Source organism: Pseudomonas sp. EA_65y_Pfl2_P74 (genome assembly GCF_963970575.1).
In the GTDB taxonomy this organism is placed as follows: Bacteria; Pseudomonadota; Gammaproteobacteria; order Pseudomonadales; family Pseudomonadaceae; genus Aquipseudomonas; species Aquipseudomonas baetica_A.
The window spans coordinates 69,763-89,471 of sequence record NZ_CAXAOQ010000033.1 but is presented as its reverse complement, the minus strand read 5'-3'; the positions used below and the strand labels follow the sequence as shown (position 1 = coordinate 89,471).

General features: G+C 59.1%; 16 protein-coding genes. 4 read left to right on the top strand and 12 right to left on the bottom strand.

Translation table 11 applies throughout. The features are described 5' to 3' along the window. Window positions 1-139 precede the first annotated feature (139 nt). Entirely contained in the window at window positions 140-1,303 is a 1,164-nt protein-coding gene (locus AACY18_RS23485; protein WP_008088754.1) for a type III PLP-dependent enzyme, read from the bottom strand. A gap of 1,315 nt (window positions 1,304-2,618) precedes the next feature. Here AACY18_RS23485 and AACY18_RS23480 point away from each other — a divergent pair. Then, window positions 2,619-2,825: a hypothetical protein gene (locus AACY18_RS23480; RefSeq protein WP_339466261.1), complete on the top strand. Its 207-nt coding sequence runs from the start codon at window positions 2,619-2,621 to the stop codon at window positions 2,823-2,825. A 53-nt stretch (window positions 2,826-2,878) separates the two neighbouring features. On the opposite strand, the gene AACY18_RS23475 is transcribed toward AACY18_RS23480, so the two are convergent. From AACY18_RS23475 to AACY18_RS23460, 4 genes are read right to left on the bottom strand one after another with little or no spacing between them, the layout of a single operon-like run. Continuing rightward, entirely contained in the window at window positions 2,879-4,036 is a 1,158-nt protein-coding gene (locus AACY18_RS23475) for an osmoprotectant ABC transporter ATP-binding protein OsmV (RefSeq protein ID WP_339466258.1), read from the bottom strand. After that, window positions 4,033-4,686, bottom strand: coding sequence for an ABC transporter permease (locus AACY18_RS23470; RefSeq protein WP_221730077.1), 654 nt, complete (start codon window positions 4,684-4,686; stop codon window positions 4,033-4,035). The genes AACY18_RS23475 and AACY18_RS23470 overlap by 4 nt, the downstream gene beginning before the upstream one ends. A gap of 14 nt (window positions 4,687-4,700) precedes the next feature. Next, window positions 4,701-5,594, bottom strand: a complete 894-nt coding sequence (locus AACY18_RS23465; RefSeq protein WP_339431717.1) for a glycine betaine ABC transporter substrate-binding protein — start codon at window positions 5,592-5,594, stop codon at window positions 4,701-4,703. 20 nt (window positions 5,595-5,614) lie between these two features. After that, window positions 5,615-6,304 (bottom strand): ABC transporter permease, encoded by a 690-nt coding sequence (locus AACY18_RS23460; RefSeq protein ID WP_339431775.1) that lies wholly within the window; start codon window positions 6,302-6,304, stop codon window positions 5,615-5,617. A gap of 356 nt (window positions 6,305-6,660) precedes the next feature. Here AACY18_RS23460 and AACY18_RS23455 point away from each other — a divergent pair, with 356 nt between their 5' ends. The 3 genes from AACY18_RS23455 to AACY18_RS23445 all read left to right on the top strand — a co-directional run bounded on the left by AACY18_RS23455 (window position 6,661) and on the right by AACY18_RS23445 (window position 10,536). Further along, window positions 6,661-8,244, top strand: a complete 1,584-nt coding sequence (locus tag AACY18_RS23455) for a peptide chain release factor 3 (protein WP_339431718.1) — start codon at window positions 6,661-6,663, stop codon at window positions 8,242-8,244. 648 nt (window positions 8,245-8,892) lie between these two features. After that, window positions 8,893-10,095 carry an MFS transporter gene (locus AACY18_RS23450; protein ID WP_339466257.1) on the top strand — a complete coding sequence of 401 codons (1,203 nt, stop codon included), beginning with the start codon at window positions 8,893-8,895 and terminating at the stop codon, window positions 10,093-10,095. A 180-nt stretch (window positions 10,096-10,275) separates the two neighbouring features. After that, window positions 10,276-10,536, top strand: coding sequence for a hypothetical protein (locus AACY18_RS23445; RefSeq protein ID WP_339466256.1), 261 nt, complete (start codon window positions 10,276-10,278; stop codon window positions 10,534-10,536). Window positions 10,537-10,668: 132 nt separating this feature from the next. Here AACY18_RS23445 and AACY18_RS23440 read toward each other — a convergent pair whose 3' ends face one another. The 7 genes from AACY18_RS23440 to AACY18_RS23410 form a co-directional block, all read right to left on the bottom strand. Continuing rightward, entirely contained in the window at window positions 10,669-11,649 is a 981-nt protein-coding gene (locus AACY18_RS23440) for a peptide ABC transporter ATP-binding protein (RefSeq protein ID WP_339431721.1), read from the bottom strand. Continuing rightward, entirely contained in the window at window positions 11,649-12,617 is a 969-nt protein-coding gene (locus AACY18_RS23435; protein WP_339466254.1) for an ABC transporter ATP-binding protein, read from the bottom strand. The genes AACY18_RS23440 and AACY18_RS23435 overlap by 1 nt, the downstream gene beginning before the upstream one ends. A gap of 10 nt (window positions 12,618-12,627) precedes the next feature. Then, window positions 12,628-13,554 (bottom strand): ABC transporter permease subunit, encoded by a 927-nt coding sequence (locus AACY18_RS23430; protein ID WP_221730070.1) that lies wholly within the window; start codon window positions 13,552-13,554, stop codon window positions 12,628-12,630. A 12-nt stretch (window positions 13,555-13,566) separates the two neighbouring features. Then, entirely contained in the window at window positions 13,567-14,577 is a 1,011-nt protein-coding gene (locus tag AACY18_RS23425; RefSeq protein WP_221730069.1) for an ABC transporter permease subunit, read from the bottom strand. Window positions 14,578-14,650: 73 nt separating this feature from the next. Continuing rightward, the gene (locus AACY18_RS23420; protein WP_339431723.1) at window positions 14,651-16,246 is read right to left on the bottom strand and encodes an ABC transporter substrate-binding protein; all 1,596 of its coding nucleotides are present in this window, start codon (window positions 16,244-16,246) and stop codon (window positions 14,651-14,653) included. A gap of 77 nt (window positions 16,247-16,323) precedes the next feature. Next, window positions 16,324-17,745, bottom strand: a complete 1,422-nt coding sequence (locus AACY18_RS23415) for an OprD family porin (protein WP_339466251.1) — start codon at window positions 17,743-17,745, stop codon at window positions 16,324-16,326. Window positions 17,746-17,923: 178 nt separating this feature from the next. Then, on the bottom strand, window positions 17,924-19,522 hold the full coding sequence (locus AACY18_RS23410) for an ABC transporter substrate-binding protein (RefSeq protein WP_339431724.1): 1,599 nt from the start codon (window positions 19,520-19,522) through the stop codon (window positions 17,924-17,926). Window positions 19,523-19,709: the final 187 nt, after the last annotated feature.

The following is a 19,709-nucleotide window of genomic DNA, read 5'->3' as shown; positions in this document are numbered from 1 at the left end:
ATGGTGCGGGAAGCGGTCTTGATCTACAACCAAGAGCGCCCGCACCTGTCCTTAAAATACAAAACGCCCGATGCAGTGCATCGGGCGTTAGGGTGAGATAGGTGTAAACCTATTTCAGGACTAGACACCGGTTCAACAATTACACGTAATACGATTTCAGCGGCGGAAAGCCATTGAACTCAACCGCGCTGTAGCTGGTGGTGTACGCACCGGTCGACAACCAGTACAGACGATCACCAATCGCCAGGTTCAGCGGCAAGCCGTACTTGTAGTTCTCGTACATGATGTCGGCGCTGTCGCAGGTCGGGCCTGCGATCACCACTTCTTCCATCTCGCCTTTCTTCTCGGTCCAGATCGGGAACTTGATCGCCTCGTCCATGGTTTCGATCAGGCCGGAGAACTTGCCCACATCGGTGTACACCCAGCGCTCGACGGCGGTGCGCGATTTACGTGCGACCAATACCACTTCGCTGACCAGGATGCCGGCGTTGGCGATCAGCGAACGGCCCGGCTCCAGAATGATTTCCGGCAGGTCATCACCGAAGTCTTCTTTCAGGAAACGGATGATTTCTTCAGCGTAGGTTTCCAGGCTGTTGGTGCGGGTGATGTAGTTGGCCGGGAAGCCACCGCCCATGTTGATCAGCTTCAGGTGAATGCCGTCTTCTTCTTTCAGACGTTCGAAAATCACTTTGACCTTGGCGATTGCCGCGTCCCAGACGCTGATGTCGCGCTGCTGCGAACCGACGTGGAACGAGATGCCGTAAGGCACCAGGCCCAGGTCTCGGGCGAGGATCAGCAGGTCCATGGCCATGTCGGTCTGGCAGCCGAATTTGCGCGACAGCGGCCAGTCAGCGGTGGTCGAGCCTTCAGTGAGGATGCGCACATACACTTTCGAGCCCGGTGCAGCCTTGGCGATGTTGCGCAGGTCGGCTTCGGAGTCGGTGGAGAACAGACGCACGCCCTTCTCATAGAAGTAGCGGATGTCCTTGGATTTCTTGATGGTGTTGCCGTAGCTGATACGGTCGGCGCTGACGCCGCGATCCATCACTTTGTCCAGCTCGTAGATCGAGGCGATGTCGAAGCTCGAACCTTTCTCTTTGAGCAGGTCGATGATCTCGACGGCCGGGTTGGCCTTGACCGCGTAGTAGACCTTGGCGAATTCGAAACCGGCGCGCAGGTCATCGTAGGCCTGGCTGATCATCGCGGTGTCGATCACCACGAACGGGGTTTCCTGTTTGTCGGCGAACGCCTTCATTTTGTCGAATGTAGCGCGCGCGAAATAGTCTTCGACCTGGATCGACATGCTGGGAGCTCCTATGGGCAAACAAGTAAAAACAATGGGTGCAAATGAACGTCCTCCGTATCCCCACTTTGGTTCGCCTACTTCCCAAGGCATGTCGCCGAAAGCAAAAAGGCCACGGGCGCCGATGCTGCCCTTGGCCTTGCTGTCTCGTCGTCAGTACTTGAGCCGGATGGATCGTTTCCAGCATGGACGTTCGGCGCGAACTTTAGGGCGTGAGGGGCCTGAGATCAACAAAAAATGTCGCGTTTTTGCACGCTTCCGTCGTGCGGTCTTCCTCCGGTACTGATGTAACCGACCGACATGACAGGCTGATGTTCCCTCGAGCATGGATTTGCGTAGTTGGTATGGCTGGAAAAAACGGAAATAAGCCACAGACGTTTAATTCCAAAAAAGCCTTGAGACAACCGTCAGGACTAGTATTTCTGACAGGTGTCTAGACGCGGTTTTCTTTCTAGGATGAGGGCGCCGATTAGTTCTGAAAGAAAGTCTGGTGATCGGCGAGCACACTATTTTTTGTTATTGGAAATGGCTCCGTCGACCCGTTTGCATGATGGGGGGAGTGCGCCTGTCTATCAATTCAAGCGGATGCTGGGGTAACAAGGATGAATAGAATATTACTGTGGCTAGTTGTATTGACTCTGTCAGGTTGTGCCACTCACGAAGTGGTTCAGCCGTCTGTTCCCGTATCGCGAGAGGAAGTGCTCGGGACCGCATCGACTGGGGTGATGGGCGCCGGCACCGGGCCACAGATTGCCGCCTATCTCACGGAGGCCTACCACAACAAGCTGAACATGTGCCGAAATAACCCTTCAGCCCCGGCATTCCTGTGTTCCGGGGTCATGTTGAGAGCCACTCAACACTCCACACAGTTTCATTTCTGGAACCCTAATCCAACGTCTACCGGCGTGTCTTTTTCCTATTTGCGGGCGGATGCGAAGTTCAGCAAGTTGGTCTTCGGTTATCACAACGGATTTATCTTGTATCCGTACTTTTTCAAACCCGTGGGTAAAATAGAACCAGAGATACTTTGTTTCTTTCCGGTGGACGGTGCAACGACCCCGCGCGCAGATCAGGGCTGCGGTCAAAGTCCGGGAATAGTTTCCAGTCGACCCTGCCAGTCACAAGGGATCAATACGGCCGCGCAATACATCGCGCATTACAATCAGCAAACGAACAAATACGGGCATCTGTGCGGCTTTGATGTGAGCGACGATTTGAATCAGGCAGCCACCACCGCTTTCAATGAGGCAATCAAGGCCCAGGGGATGGGCGGCACGTTCGCCTTCAATACGCAGAACGAGTTCCGGCTGGCCAAGTGGGGGCAGAATCTGGCACGACGTTGCCAATCGAGGCGGTGTTCTACATCGGTGACGCCGGCAAGGCCGGTGCGCAGTATGACCAGCAGGATTTCAAGAACCAGACAGGTATCTGGATTCCGGCAATCAGGATCACGCTGCCCCAGACGCCATCGGCTGATGTGCGGTTCGAGTTCATTGCCGGTGACCAGGCCATCTCTTCCTGATCCATTCAATTGTGCCGTGCCCTGCCAGAGGGGCACGGCACATCAGCGCTCTATCAGGCCAGCGCTGTCTCGGCGGGGAAGATGATGCTGGTCTTGCCACCGCGGGATTTGCCGGAACTCAGATACTCGGCAATCGACTCCTGCGTGACCTCGCCCAGGAACACCCGCTCGGCGTCCAACACCGGCAACCACGAACGATTGAACTCGTACATGCGCGACAGCAGGATGCGCAAATGCTCGTCATACGCCGCCGTGGCGTTGAACTCACGCAGGAACTGCGCGCAGGTGCCGGTCTGGCGGTGCAGGTCGCGGCGACGCACATAACCCAGCGCCTTGTTCTCGGCACAGGTGACCACGACGTAGCGGCGGTCATGTTCGTCCATCAATTCCAGCGCATCGGCCACCGGGGTTTCCGGGCTCACCGACGGCGCGTTGTCCGCCGCGTCTTCTGCCTTGACCAGCAGCAGGCGCTTGAGGGTGCTGTCCTGGCCGACGAAGTTGCTGACAAAGTCGTCCGCCGGGTGTGCGAGCAGGGTGTCCGGGTGATCGATCTGCAGCAGTTTGCCGGCGCGGAAGATCGCAATCTTGTCGCCGAGTTTGATCGCCTCGTCGATGTCGTGGCTGACCATGATGACGGTCTTGTTCAGCGCGCGCTGCATCTCGAAGAACTCGTTCTGGATCATCTCTCGGTTGATCGGGTCGACCGCACCGAACGGCTCGTCCATCAGCAACAGCGGTGCGTCCGCCGCCAGCGCACGAATCACGCCGATGCGCTGTTGCTGGCCACCGGACAATTCACGCGGATAACGATGCAGATACTGCTTGGGCTCAAGCTTGATCATGCTCATCAGTTCACGGGCGCGGTCGTGGCATTTCTGTTTGTCCCAGCCGAGCAGCTTCGGCACCACCACAATGTTCTCTTCGATGGTCATGTTCGGGAACAGACCGATCTGCTGGATCACGTAGCCGATGTTGCGGCGCAGGGTCACTTCGTCCAGGTCGGTGGTGTCTTCACCGTTGATCAGGATCTTGCCCGAAGTCGGTTTGATCAGGCGGTTGATCATCTTCAGCGTGGTGCTTTTGCCGCAACCCGATGGCCCGAGGAACACACAGATTTCGCCTTCATTGACGGTCAGGCTCACCGAGTCCACGGCTTTGATGTCTTTGCCGTTGCTTTGGAAGGTCTTGCTGAGGTTTTGAAGTTCGATCATTTGAGGAGTCCTTTTGGAGTCAGCGCGCGTTGCAGCCACTGCAGGAGGAGGTCGGCGAAGATCGCCAGAAGACTGACCAGCAGCGCGCCGACGATGAGCATCGACATGTCACTGCGGCTGATGGAGGCGAGGATCAACACACCGAGACCGCCGGCGCCGACGGTGGCGGCGATGGTCATCACGCCGATGTTCATCACCACGGCAGTGCGCACACCGGCGAGGATCACCGGTACCGCAATCGGCAACTCGACCATGCGCAGGCGCTGGCCGAAGGTCATGCCGATGCCGCGCGCGGCTTCACGGATGCCCGGTTCGACGCCGGTCAGGGCCAGGTAGGTGTTGCGCATGATCGGCAGCAGTGAATAAAGGAACACCGCCGTGATCGCCGGCATCGGGCCCAGGCCTTGGCCGAACTTGGAGTAGAACGGCAACAGCAGGCCGAACAGGGCAATCGACGGCACGGTCAGCAGCACGGTGGCGCTGGCCTGTAAAGGGCCGGCGAGGCTCGGAAAGCGGGTCATCAGAATGCCCAGCGGCACACCGGCGACAATCGCCAGACTGACGGCGATCCCCACCAGAGAAATGTGCTGCAAGGTCAGGTGCAGCACCTGCTGCCAGTCAAGATGGGAAAAGGCGTTCAAGAATTCCATGACGTTTCCTCCCTTCAATTCAATGGATGTTGGCGCAGGAAATCAGCGGCCACAGCGGATGGGCTTTCATGATCGACATCGACCCGCGCGTTGAGCCGGCGCATGGTTTCGTCATCAAACAGTTCGGCCAGCGGCTTGAGTTGCCCGGCCAGTTTCGGGTGGGCGTCCAGATAGGCCTGGCGCACCACGGGCGCGGCGGTGTAGTCCGGGAAGTAATGCTTGTCGTCCGCCAGCAATTTCAGATTGAAGGCGCTCAGGCGACCGTCCGTGGTGTACACCAGGCCGGCGAACACTTGGCCATTGCGCAGGGCGGTGTAGACCAGACCGGCGTCCATCTGGCGGGTGTTCTCGCGTGTCAGGTTCATGTCATAGAGCTTGACCATGCCGTCCAGGCCGTCGGAGCGGTTGGCGAACTCAGTGTCCAGAGCCACCAGATGATTGGCCTCGGCCTCATCCCGCAGCACGGTGTTCAGTTCGCTGATGCTGTTGATCTGCGGGTACTGGTCGGCGATTTTTTTCGGCAGGGCCAGTGCATAGGTGTTGCTGAATTTCGACGGTGCGAGCCAGGTCAGGCCTTTTTTGGCATCGAGTTCTTTCACCCGAGCGTAGGACTGTTCGCTGTCGAGTTTTTCGGTGACATGGTTGTAGGACACCAGCGACACACCGGTGTACTCCCAGAGCATGTCCAGTTGGCCACTCTCCTGAGCGCTGCGCGCCAGATTGCTACCCAGCCCACCGGTGATTTGCGCGTCGTAGCCTTTGCTGCGCAGGTACTGCGAGGTGATTTGCGCCAGCAGGGTTTGTTCGGTGAACACCCGGGCGCCAATGCGGATAACCGGTTTGTCGGCGGCTTGGGCGATTCCTGCGAACAGCAGGGCGCAGCCTAAAATCAAGCTAAGTCGTTTCATGAAGATTCCTTTGCCGGGGCTTAAGACGGGCGCAAGCCGCGTTCGAGCCAGAGTCGACTGCCCAGGGTGACAGCGCCATCGAGCAGCAGCGCCAGTAAGGCGGTACACGCGGCGCCGAGCAGCAGTTGCGGCTGATTGTTCAGCGCGATACCCGGGAAGATCAGGCTGCCAAGGCTGTTGGCGCCGATCAGAAACGCCAGCGGCGCTGTCCCGACATTGATCGCCAGCGCCACACGCACACCACCGACGATGATCGGCACGGCATTGGGCAACTCGACTTTCCACAGCACCTGACGCGGGGTCATGCCGATGCCGACGGCGGCTTCTTTGAGTGAACCCTGAACGTTTTTCAGGCCTTCGTAGGTGTTGCGCACAATTGGCAACAGTGACGCGAGGAACAGCGCGAAGATCGCCGGGCCGCTGCCGATGCCCAGAATCCCCAGGGCAATTGCGAGTACGGCCAACGGCGGCACGGTGTTGCCGATGTTGAAGATCTGCATGAAGCGTTCGGCGCGCCCGACCATGCCTGGGCGACTGAGGAAGATGCCGGCGGGGATGCCCACGACGAGGGCAGCGAGCATTGAAGCGAGGACGAGAACCAGATGAGCTTGCAGGTAAAACAACAAATCGTCGCGGTAGTGTTCGATCGTGTTGATGCCGATCCAGTGGACCAGCAGGGCCAGGAGCGCGATCACCACCGCACCTCCCATCAGCCCTTTGCCATAGCGGATAGCCACAGGCGGACTCCTTTTTTAGTCGGCGAACGCCATCCTGCGTGGCAGGCCAAACCTTGGCTGCCGGGAAAAAACGTTCGCGAGAAGCAGCTCCCTCAGCACCGGCAAAAAGCGGTCTGAAAGCGAGCCATGAGCGCAGCCTCGTCAGGCTAACTTGCTGATTTTTCAGCCCCTGACGAAACGTCGTAACAGGGGATGGACGTCTCCGTGCTTTAAAAGGTTCCCATCCGAGACAGCATTTGGCCACCCCTGATGTGCTCAACGGTTCGGTTATTGTCTGGACTTGGGCTATAATCGCGGCCCTTTTTTGAATCACCGCCAGGCGATTTCCCATGACCAACCAGGCCGCCGAAGTCGCGAAACGCCGCACTTTCGCCATTATTTCCCACCCCGATGCCGGTAAAACCACGATCACCGAAAAGCTCCTGTTGATGGGCAAGGCGATTGCGGTGGCCGGTACGGTGAAATCCCGTAAATCCGACCGCCATGCGACATCCGACTGGATGGAGATGGAGAAACAACGGGGTATTTCCATTACCACGTCGGTCATGCAGTTCCCGTATCGCGATCACATGGTCAACCTGCTCGACACCCCGGGCCACGAAGACTTCTCCGAAGACACCTACCGCACTCTGACGGCAGTGGACTCGGCCTTGATGGTCCTCGACGGCGGTAAGGGTGTTGAGCCACGGACCATCGCGCTGATGGACGTTTGCCGTCTGCGAGACACGCCGATCGTCAGCTTCATCAACAAACTCGACCGTGACATCCGCGACCCGATCGAACTGCTCGACGAAATCGAAGCCGTTCTGAAGATCAAGGCGGCGCCGATCACCTGGCCGATCGGTTGCTACCGCGACTTCAAAGGCGTGTACCACCTGGCCGACGACTACATCATTGTCTACACCGCCGGTCACGGTCACGAACGCACCGAAACCAAGATCATCGAGAAGCTCGACTCCGACGAAGCCCGCGCGCATCTGGGCGACGAGTACGACCGCTTCATCGAGCAGTTGGAACTGGTACAGGGCGCCTGCCACGAGTTCAACCAGCAAGAGTTCCTCGACGGCCAACTGACCCCGGTGTTCTTCGGTACCGCACTGGGCAACTTCGGTGTCGACCACGTGCTCGACGCCGTCGTTGACTGGGCGCCGCGCCCGCTGGCACGCGTGGCCAACGAGCGCACCGTGGAACCGGTCGAAGAGAAGTTCTCGGGCTTCATCTTCAAGATCCAGGCGAACATGGACCCCAAACACCGTGACCGCATCGCCTTCATGCGTATCTGCTCCGGCAAGTACGAAAAAGGCATGAAGATGCGTCATGTGCGTACCGGCAAGGACGTGCGCATCGGCGACGCCCTGACGTTCTTCTCCTCCGAGCGTGAGCAACTGGAAGAGGCGTTTGCCGGCGATATCATCGGCCTGCACAACCACGGCACCATTCAGATCGGCGACACCTTCAGCGAAGGCGAAGCGCTTGGTTTCACTGGTATTCCGCACTTCGCCCCGGAACTGTTCCGTCGCGTGCGTCTGCGTGACCCGCTGAAATCCAAGCAACTGCGCCAGGGGCTGCAGCAGTTGGCTGAAGAAGGCGCGACCCAGGTGTTCTTCCCGGAGCGCAGCAACGACATCATTCTCGGTGCCGTCGGTGTGCTGCAGTTCGACGTGGTCGCCAGTCGCTTGAAAGAGGAATACAAGGTCGAGTGCTCGTATGAGCCGATCACTGTTTACTCGGCGCGCTGGATTGAATGCGACGACAAGAAGAAGCTTGAGGAATTCTCCAACAAGGCTGTGGAAAACCTGGCAGTCGATGGCGGCGGGCACCTGACTTACCTCGCTCCGACGCGGGTTAACCTGGCGTTGATGGAAGAGCGCTGGCCGGATGTGAAATTCCGTGCGACGCGTGAGCATCACTAAGCGCTGAATTGTTTTGTCCAAAGCCCCCTAGGTGTATGCCTAGGGGGCTTTTTTTGCTTGGTTGGTTTGGGTGTATATCCGTTTCTGCGGGTGTTGCGGCTGACGGTTTCGCCCTTACGGCGACTCACTTTTTTTACAAACGCCTAAAAAAAGTAAGCAAAAAAACGCTTGCTCCTACGTGCGGCCCGCTCGCTGGGGCTCGGGGTTCCTTCGCTGCGGGATTGATCCGGGGGGCATCGCCTCCGGTTTGCTGCGCTGCACCTCCTCTCGATGTGTTTGGCTTCGCCAAACGGTCGCTGCGCTCCCATCCCCGGATCAATCCCTCCACTCAGCCTTCCGACGTCGCCCGTGGATCAAGGTCAAGAGCTGCAGCCGAGCTAACGCTCATCCTGTTGAGTGGTGAGTAGCAGAGGGGATACGCGTTCTGCTCATGCTTTTTTGTGTGCGAGCCTGCTCGCGAAGGCGGCCTGACGGCCGACCATTTTCTGACTGAGTGCCTTCAATCTGCCTGATCTGCCGAAGGTTGCACCTGCATGGGGCTGTAGGGCGACTCCGTTTTTTGTGATCTCGACATACTTGAGCGCGACAATCCGAGAGCTGACCGTTAGTGTCTCAGGTTTGCGAAAGTCGCTTTGAGAGGTCAAAGGAATGACAAGTCGGCTGACTTACCTGCTGCGACTCAATGGCTATTTCGGCGTAATGGCCTGGGTGCTCGCGGCGCTGCTGTTCATCAATCGCCTCAGCAGTATGGTCAAGCTGTTCATGGCGTTGTATCTGCGTCAGGAGCTGGGGCTGGCGATTGAAACCGTGGGCTGGCTGCTGTCCGGTTACGGCGCGGGGCTGTTGATCGGTTCGATGGTCGGTGGGTTGCTCAGTGATCGCTTTCCCACGGCGCGGCTCACGGCGGCGCTGTTTTTCCTGTCGGTATGGACCCTGATCCTGTTGGGGGTGGTCACCGACGTGCCGTGGCTTGCGGCGTTATTGCTGTTGAGCGGTGTGCTCGACGGGGCGATCCGCACCCTGCATCAACGGTTGATCATGGAGTATTGCGAGGTTGCGCAGCGTTCGCGTGCGCAAGCTTTGAGCCGGGTTGCGAGAAATCTCGGGATGGCCGCTGCCGGGGTGGCTGGCGGGGTGTTGGCGCAGACGGATTTTCGCTCGGTGTTTTTCGCCAGTGCGGCGATGACGCTACTGGCGTTGCTCTGGTTTGTCCGCACGACCTGGCGTCGACCGGTGCTGATCGTTGAGGCGTCAGCCGATGCGGGCTCCGGCGCATCCTCTGCGTATCGCGACAAGGCGTTTCTCTGGTTGCTGGCAGCGGCGGTCTTGCTCGGCATGGCGTTCGATACCGTCTACAGCACGCTGGGCAACTATCTGCGTGACTACTACCACTTGAGCACAGAAGCCATCGGTTGGCAGTTCGCGCTCAACGCGATACTGATTGTGGCCCTGCAGATTCCGCTGTCCCATTGGGGCGAACGGTGGGGCATGCGGCGGCAACTGGTGGCCGGCAGTCTGTTGCTGGCTATCGGGCTGGGCATGTTGCCATTGGGCACCGGACTGTTTTTCGTCTGCCTGTCGACGGTGGTCTGGACACTGGGCGAAGCGCTGTTCATGCCGCCGCTCAATGTGTTGGTCATGCAGCATGCACAGAGTGGCAAAGGCGGGCAGTACTTCGGTCTGTTTTTCATGAGCTGGAGTGCGAGCGCACTGGTATCACCGGTGCTGAGCGGTCAAATGTACGGATACTTTGGCGGGCACAGTGTCTGGCTGGTCAGTGCGACGCTGGCGCTGTTGGCCATCCCGCTGATTTATCCGGCCACTCACACACGCGTCTCGGACGGGCCTTAAGGGCAGGCCGGCGTCCTTTAGCGGCTCCGGCTATTGGCGTTATTGGAAACCAGTCTTTGTGTCGAGGGTATTTCTGCCGGCTGCTGAGTGTCTTGTCTGGTGAACCCGGCGGATCGGAACTAGATTTCATTCATCGCCGGATCGGCATGTTTGTCTCACCCGCAGAGGATGGAATCGATCATGAAAAACAGATTGCTACGCGTTTTGCTGCTGTTGAAAGTGATGGTGATCTTCTCCCTCGGCACCGCGACGGCTTGGGCCGAGTGCGAGGATCACGATGCCCAGGCCTTCAGCGGGCAGGTGGGGCACAGCGGGCTGATGCTGGCCAAGTCTGATTCTGAGGGCGGTGATAAAGGCCAGGGCGGCAGCGAAGGCGATGATGATTCGACCACCGACGAGCCGGCCACCGACGACAGTGACGAAGGCGACAGCCAGACGTAAATGGCAGACAAAAGAAAACCCCTTCTACCTCGACTGATGCGCAATCGAAGCGGAAGGGGTTTGGTTAACACTTTGACTCTAAGTCCAACACAATCTCTGTGGGAGCGGGCTTGCATTTGCCTCGGGATTTGCTTACGCCGCGCCGTCGAGGAACTGCTCGGCGTAGTGGCACGCCACCTGCCGGTTGTCGAGCTCGCGCAGGGCTGGCTCTTGAGTGCTGCAACGCTCGGTCGCATACGGGCAACGCTTGTGGAACGCGCAGCCTGCGGGCGGGTTGAGCGGGTTGGGCAATTCGCCGACGATCTTGATTTTCGGCTTGTCCGGATCCGGGTGAATCGTCGGGGTCGCCGACAGCAGCGCCTGGGTGTAAGGGTGCAGAGGACGATCATAGATGGCGTTTTTCGGACCCATTTCCACCGGGCGACCGAGGTACATCACCATCACGTCATCGGCCACGTGTTGCACCACCGCCAGGTTGTGCGAGATGAACACGTAGGCGGTGTTGAACTCCTGCTGCAGATCCATGAACAGGTTCAGCACCTGCGCCTGAATCGACACGTCCAGCGCCGAAGTCGGTTCGTCCGCCACCAGCACTTTGGGTTGCAGCATCATTGCCCGGGCCAGGGCGATCCGCTGGCGCTGACCGCCGGAAAACATGTGCGGATAGCGCTGGTAGTGCTCGGGACGCAAGCCGACCTGCTTCATCATCGCCTGGACTTTCTCGCGACGTTCGGCGGCGGACAGGTTGGTGTTGATCAGCAGCGGCTCGCCGAGCTGATCACCGACTTTCTGCCGTGGGTTCAACGACGCGTACGGGCTCTGGAACACCATCTGCACGTCTTTGCGCAGTTGCTTGCGCTGGGCCTTGTCGGCACCGGCCACTTCCTGGCCGGCGATTTTCAAGGAGCCGGACGACGGCTCTTCAATCAGGGTCAGGGCGCGGGCGAGGGTCGATTTGCCACAGCCCGACTCGCCGACAACCGCGAGGGTCTTGCCGGCTTCCAGTTCGAACGACACGCCGTTCAGCGCGCGCACGGTGGCGTGGCCCTTGAACAGGCCACGGGAGACTTCGTAGTGACGGGTCAGGTCGCGGGCGGTAAGTACGACGGCCATTACGCCACCTCCTGGTTCAGCGGGTAGAAGCAGCGGGCGAGGCTGTGGCTTTTCGGGTCAAGGGTCGGACGTTGCGCGCGGCAGCTGTCCTGCACGTACGGGCAGCGCGGCGACAGCAGGCAGCCCTGCGGACGGTCGTAACGGCCCGGGACGATGCCCGGCAGCGTCGCCAGACGCTCGGCGCCCTGGCTGTGCTCCGGAATCGCCTTGAGCAGCGCTTCGCTGTACGGGTGCGCCGGGATGTCGAACAGTTGTGGCACCTGACCGACTTCAACGGCTTGGCCGGCATACATCACGCACACGCGCTGGGCGGTTTCAGCCACGACCGCGAGGTCGTGGGTGATCAGCACCAGGCCCATGTCCTGTTCTTTCTGCAACGCCAGCAGCAGATCCATGATCTGCGCCTGAATCGTTACGTCCAGTGCAGTGGTCGGTTCGTCGGCGATCAGCAGTTTTGGCTCGCCGGCAATCGCCATGGCGATGGCGACGCGCTGGCTCATACCGCCGGACAGTTGATGCGGGTAGGCGTCCATACGGCTGGCGGCGCCCGGGATTTCCACTTTTTCCAGCAGTTCGATGGCACGTTTACGCGCTTGCTTGCCGGACATTTTCAGGTGCAGGCGCAGCACTTCTTCGATCTGGAAACCGACGGTGTAGCTCGGGTTCAGTGCGGTCATCGGGTCCTGGAACACCATTGCCAGGTCTTTGCCGACGATCTGCCGGCGCTGGCGGTTGCTCAGGGTGAGCATGTTCTTGCCGTCGAAATTCAGGGCGTCGGCCGTGACGATCCCCGGGTGCTCGATCAGGCCCATCAGGGCCATCATGGTCACGGATTTGCCCGAACCGGACTCGCCCACGATCGCCAGTACTTCGCCCTTGTCGACTTTGAGGTCGAGGCCATCGACCACCGGCACGGCGGTTTTGTCGCCGAAGCGAACGTTGAGATTCTTGATTTCTAGCAGTGACATGGGAATCTCCTCAGGCGGCGTTCTTGAGTTTCGGGTCCAGCGCATCGCGCAGACCGTCGCCCATCAGGTTGATTGCCAGCACGCTGAGCAAAATGGTCAAACCAGGCAGGCTCACCACCCACCAGGCGCGTTCGATGTAGTCGCGGGCCGAGGCCAGCATGGTGCCCCACTCAGGGGTTGGCGGTTGTACGCCAAGGCCGAGGAAGCCCAGGGCGGCGGCATCGAGAATCGCCGAGGAGAAGCTCAGGGTCGCTTGTACGATCAGCGGTGCCATGCAGTTGGGCAGCACGGTGATGAACATCAGGCGTGGCAGCCCGGCACCGGCCAGGCGCGCGGCGGTCACGTAGTCGCGGTTCAGTTCGCCCATGACGGCGGCACGGGTCAGACGCACGTAGGACGGCAGCGATACCACAGCAATTGCAATCACGGTGTTGATCAGGCCAGGGCCGAGGATGGCGACAATCGCCACCGCCAGCAGCAAGGACGGCAGGGCCAGCATGATGTCCATCAAACGCATGATGGTCGGGCCGAGGACTTTGGGGAAGAAACCGGCGAACAGACCCAGCAGGATGCCCGGGATCAACGACATCACGACCGAAGACAAACCGATCAGCAGCGACAGGCGCGAACCCTGGATCAGACGCGACAGCAAGTCGCGACCCAGTTCATCGGTGCCGAGCAGGAACTGAATCTGCCCGCCTTCGAGCCACGACGGCGGCGTCAGCAGGAAGTCACGGTATTGCTCGCTCGGGTTATGCGGTGCGACCCACGGCGCGAACAGCGCGCAGAAGACGATCAGCAGCATGAACAGCAAACCGGCAACTGCGCCCTTGTTCTTGGAGAAGGCTTGCCAGAATTCTTTGTACGGTGACGGGTACAGCAGGCTTTGATCCACGTCGGACGCGGCGGTGGCTGCTGAGGAAGTTGGAGTGCTCATGGGTAATTGACCTCAGCGCTGATGACGGATGCGTGGGTTGGCAAAGCCGTAGAGGATGTCCACTACGAAGTTGACCAGAATCACCAGGCAGGCGATTAACAGGATGCCGTTTTGCACAACCGGGTAGTCCCGGGCGCCGATGGCTTCGATCAGCCATTTACCGATGCCGGGCCAGGAGAAGATGGTTTCGGTCAGAACCGCACCGGCCAGCAGCGTGCCGACTTGCAGGCCGACCACGGTCAGGACCGGAATCAGCGCGTTACGCAAACCGTGGACGAACACCACGCGTGCCGGCGACAGGCCTTTGGCCCTGGCAGTGCGGATGTAGTCTTCACGCAGGACTTCGAGCATCGAGGAGCGGGTCATCCGCGCGATCACCGCCAGCGGGATGGTCCCCAGCACGATGGCCGGCAGGATCAAGTGATGCAATGCGTCGAAGAATGCGCCGACGTCATCGGCCAGCAGCGTGTCGATCAACATGAAACCGGTGCGCGGCTCGATGTCGTAGAGCAGGTCGATCCGCCCGGACACCGGGGTCCAGCCCAGGCTCACCGAGAAGAACATGATCAGGATCAGGCCCCACCAGAAGATCGGCATCGAATACCCCGCCAGGGAGATGCCCATCACCCCATGGTCGAACAGGGATCCTCGCTTGAGTGCCGCAATCACCCCGGCCAGAAGGCCCAGAATGCCGGCGAACAGCAGGGCGGCCATGGACAGTTCCAGGGTCGCCGGGAAAAGGGAGGTGAACTCGGTCCAGACGCTGGTGCGCGTACGCAGGGATTCGCCGAGATCGCCGTGAGCCAGTTTGCCGATGTAGTCCAGATACTGGGCATACAGCGGTTTGTTCAGACCTAGGCGTTCCATTGCCTGAGCGTGCATTTCGGGATCGACCCGACGTTCGCCCATCATCACTTCCACGGGGTCGCCCGGAATCATGCGAATCAACGCGAAAGTCAGCAAGGTGATGCCGAAAAACGTGGGGATCAACAACCCCAGTCGGCGGGCAATAAAACTAAACATCTTGTGTGGTACCTCATCAGCCGGTTAGGCGTACCCGGCTTCCCTGGGGTCAGGGAGGCCGGGCGTTTCTTATCTACTTCACCTGGGTGGTGGCGAAGTTATTAGTTGTCAGAGGGCTGATGTGGTAGCCCTCTACGTTGTTGCGCATTGCAGTGAACATCCGGGTGTGGGCCATGCTGATCCACGGTTGGTCCTGATTAAACAGGACCTGGGCTTGCTCGTAGAGTTTCGCGCGTTCGGCCGGATCTACTTTAGCCCGTGCTTCATCCAGCAGAGCCTGGAATTTCTCGTTGCACCAGCGCGCGTAGTTCTCGCCATTCTTGGCCGCCTCGCAACTGAGCATAGGCGTCAGGAAGTTGTCCGGATCGCCATTGTCGCCCGCCCATCCGGCCGAGACCATGTCGTGCTCACCGGCCTTGGCGCGTTTGAGCATTTCGCCCCATTCCATCACGCGGATGTCGATCTTGATCCCGACTTTCGCCAGGTCAGCCTGCATCATCTGCGCGCCGAGCATCGGGTTGGGGTTGGTCGGGCCGCCGCCGTTGCGGGTAAACAGGGTAAACGTGGTGCCTTCTGGAACACCGGCTTCCTTGAGCAGGGCGCGAGCCTTGTCGAGATCGCGAGGCGGGTTCTTCAAGTCATGGTTGTAGCCCAGCAGCGTCGGTGGGTACGGGTTGACTGCGACGGTGGCGTTACCTTTGCCAAACAGCGCGTTTACGTAGGCTTCCTTGTCGAAGGCGATGTCGATCGCTTTGCGCACCCGCACGTCGCTCATGTATTTGTGCTGGGTGTTCATGGCGACATACGACACGGTCATCGCGTCGAGTTCGGCGACTTTCAGGTTGCTGTCTTTCTTGATGCTCGGGATGTCATCCGGCTTCGGATACAGCGCAATCTGGCACTCGTTGGCCTTGAGTTTTTGCAGGCGCACGTTGTTGTCGGTGGCAATCGCCAGAATCAGCGCATCGGCCGGTGGCTTGCCACGGAAATAGTCCGGGTTGGCCTTGAACCGTACTTGAGCGTCCTTGGCGTAACGCTGGAAGATGAACGGGCCGGTGCCGATCGGCTTGCTGTTCAGGTCGCCGGTCTTGTTGGCCTTGAGCAACTGGTCGGCGTATTCGGCCGAGTAGATCGAGGAGAACGCCATGGCCAGGTCGGCCAGGAACGGCGCTTCGCGGCGGGTCAGGGTGAACTTGACCGTGTTGTCGTCGACTTTTTCTACGCTTTTGAGCAGTTCCTTGAAGCCCATGCTTTCAAAGTAGGGGAAGCCCACGCTCGACAGTTTGTGCCACGGGTGATTCGGGTCCAGTTGACGCTGGAAGCTCCAGACCACGTCGTCGGCGTTCATGTCGCGAGTCGGCTTGAAGTAATCGGTGGTGTGAAACTTGACGCCTTTGCGCAGGTGGAAGGTGTAGCTCAAGCCGTCATCGCTGATGTCCCAGGAGTCGGCCAGCGCCGGTATCACTTCGGTGGTGCCGGGCTTGAAGTCCGCCAGCCGGTTGAAGATGGTTTCGGCCACCGCGTCGGCTGTGACTGCAGTTGTGTACTGGACCATGTCGAAGCCTTCCGGACTGGCTTCGGTGCAGACCACCAAGGGTTTGGCCGAGACGCCGATGGCGGCGCTCAACAACGCGGCAGCGACGGCCGCACGTAGGGGAAGCATTTTCATCGATAACCCTCTGCAATCGGTTGAAGACAAAAAACCGAACGGCCGACTCTTCATGAGTCAGCCGTCGGTTAGCGTTTTTACAGGATGTTGAACGGAATGGTGGTCACGAGACGGAACTCGTTGATGTTGCCGTCAGCCTGGTGCTCGCTGGCGCGGTGAGTGGTGTACGTCGCACGAATAGCGGTGGCCTTGAGCGGGCCGCTCTGCACGGCGTAAGAAGCACCGACGCCGTATTCATAGTGGCTCTCGCCATTCATCAGGCTCAGGTCGCCGCGCTTGGCTCCTGGATCGGTGTAAGCCGTGCCACGGTAGTGAGTGCCGTCGATGCCCCAGCCGCGCGCCTGGTAGATGTTGAACTTCAGGCCAGGTACGCCGTATTCAGCCATGTTCAAGCCGTAAGCGATCTGGAAGGATTTCTCGTTCGGGCCGTTGAAGTCCGACAGCAAGGAGTTGGCCAGGTAGATGCCGTTGGTTTCGTGCAGGTAGTCGAAGTACTCGTTACCGTTCACTTCCTGGTACGAGAAGGTCAGGCTGTGTGCCTGGTGAGTCAGACCAAGCGACAGCGAGTAGGTGTCGTTGTCGATGTTGCCCATCAACTTTTTGCCTTCGTCGACAGTCTTGTAGTAGTTCAGACCGGTGGTCAGGCTCAGGACCTGGCTGTCACCCAGTTCGTGGGTGGCGCCGAAGTAGTACTGGTTCCAGAAGTCTTCAACGTTCGCGACATACAGGCTGGTTTTCAGGCTCCTGAGCGGCTGGTAGTTCAAACCGGCTGTGTAAACCTTGTCGGTTTCAACACCAGTGGCCGAGTACTCGGAACGGAATTTCGACAGGCTCTGTTCGGTACGTGGCGAGACGCGGTCGAAACCGGCCAGGTCAAACGACAGGTTGCTGAATTCTTCGCTGTGCAGGCTGATACCTTCGAAGCTCGAAGGCAGCGGACGGTTGCCGATGACATCGACGATCGGCGTGCTGAAATTCTGGCGACCGGCGGTCAGGGTGGTGTTCGATACGCGGAACTTGACGTTGGCCAGACCCAGTTTGCTCCACTGGCCGACAGCGTCGCCGTCGGAGTCGGCGAGGGTGCGGTTGGAGCCGCCAGCGATGTCCTTACGGTCACGATCCAGAACGATGGCGTTGTAGGCGGCCACTTCAGTGCTCACGCCAACGGTGCCTTGGGTGAAGCCCGAGGTGTAGTTAACGATGGTGCCCTGAACCCAGTTGATACGACGCGGGGTTTTGGTTCTGACCTGTGGCGTGGTGTTCTTGTCGCTGTTCTTCACGTAGCTGAAACTGTCGTCACGACGCTTCAGTTCATTGGCATAAAAGTTACGGGTTGTGCCGCCCAGGCTCTGTCCATCAATAAAGCCTTTGGCCTCGCTTTGGGCGCTACTGCCGGCCAGGGTAGTCGGGACGAACTCCTGACTGACAGGTTCTGCATACGCCGTGGCGGTGATGCTGCTGATGGCCAAAGCCAGTATCGCGGTGCTGCTCAGTTTCATGGGTGAAGCTCCTTTACTTTCTTTTTATACCGGTCTTTTTTTGGTCGTCCGGCTATTTGGTTTAGAACTCAATCACACATCGCAAACGTTTGCCAAAGGCCAGATTGGCGAATTTCGGCAAAGCGCTTGCGTGAGGGGGATAGACGGCCCCCCTCAGCATTGCGGCTAATCGGTTGGGTTAATCGATACTGACGCCCGAGAACACGTTGCGACCGAAGGGGCTCACCTTGAACCCTTCAACCCGCGTGCTTAACGGTTGGTTGACCGTCGAGTGGGCGACAGGCGTGATCGGCACTTGCTGCTTGAGCAACTGCTGCGCCTGTTTGTAAAGCGCGGTGCGCTGGTCGCGGTCGGTGACGACCTTGGCCTCTTTGATCAGCTTGTCGTAAGCCGGATCGCACCACATCGAGTAGTTGTTGCCACCAATGGCATCGCAGCTGTACAGCGTGCCGAGCCAGTTGTCCGGGTCACCGTTGTCACCGGTCCAGCCGATCAGGCTGACGTCGTGTTCGCCATTCTTGGTGCGCTTGATGTACTCGCCCCATTCATAGCTGACGATCTTCACTTTCAGACCGATTTTCGCCCAGTCGGCCTGGAGCATTTCGGCCATCAGTTTGGCGTTCGGGTTGTACGGACGCTGCACCGGCATCGCCCACAGGGTGATCTCGGTGCCTTCTTTCACGCCGGCAGCCTTGAGCAACTCTTTGGCTTTTTCCGGGTTGTAGGCAGCGTCTTTGATCGTATCGTCGTAAGACCACTGGGTCGGTGGCATGGCGTTGACCGCCAGTTGGCCGGCGCCTTGGTAAACGGCGTTGAGAATCCCCTGTTTATTCACCGCCATGTCCAGCGCCTGACGCACTTCGAGCTGGTCGAACGGTTTGTGGCGCACGTTGTAGGCGATGTAGCCGAGGTTGAAACCCGGCTTGGAGATCAGTTGCAGTTTTGGATCGCTCTTCAGCGCGTCGACATCAGCCGGGCGTGGATGCAGGGTGATCTGGCATTCGCCAGCCTTGAGCTTTTGCACGCGCACCGAGGCGTCGGTGTTGATCGCGAAAATCAGGTTATCGAGCTTTACCCGGCTCGGGTCCCAGTATTGTTTATTAGCGGTGTAACGGATGTTCGAGTCTTTCTGGTAGCTCTTGAACACGAACGGGCCGGTGCCGATCGGCTTCTGGTTGATGTCGCTCGGCTTGCCTTCGGCCAACAGCTTGTCGGCGTATTCGGCGGACAGAATGGCGGCGAAGCTCATGGCGATGTTCTGGATGAACGCGGCGTCAACGCTGTTGAGCGTGAACTCCACGGTCAGTGGCCCGGTCTTTTCGACCTTGGCAATGTTCTTGTTCAGGCTCATCCCGTTGAAATACGGGAACTCGGTCGGATAAGCCTTACGGAAGGGCTGTTGTGCATCGAGCATGCGATTAAACGTGAACAACACGTCGTCGGCGTTGAAATCGCGGGTTGGCTTGAAGTAAGGCGTTGTATGAAATTTCACACCTTCACGTAGGTGAAAGGTGTACTTGAGACCATCCTCGGAAATATCCCACTTGGTAGCCAGACCTGGGACGACATTGGTCGCGCCTTTTTCGAACTCGACCAAACGGTTATACAGCGGCTCGGCGGCATCGTTATCGGTGGCCGTCGTGTATTGCGCGGTATCAAAACCCGCCGGGCTGCCTTCGGAGCAGAACACCAGGCTTTTGGGTGCGGCGAAACTGGCGGACGTGGCGGCCAACAGGCCGGCGCCCAGCAAAGCGGAAAAAACCAAGGTATGGCGCATGACGCTCCCTCTTTTTTAGTGTTTTTCGATGCGCTGCGATCCCATCCGGGGACGTTGTGGCTGCATCAAGCTCAAACCAGTGCGGACAGCAAACCGTTAGCCCACACAGTCACTGGTCAGAACCCGACGGTAGGGGCCGTGGGTCTGGCAGTAAATGCGTAAATGCCTGAAACCTCGTAGGAAAAGT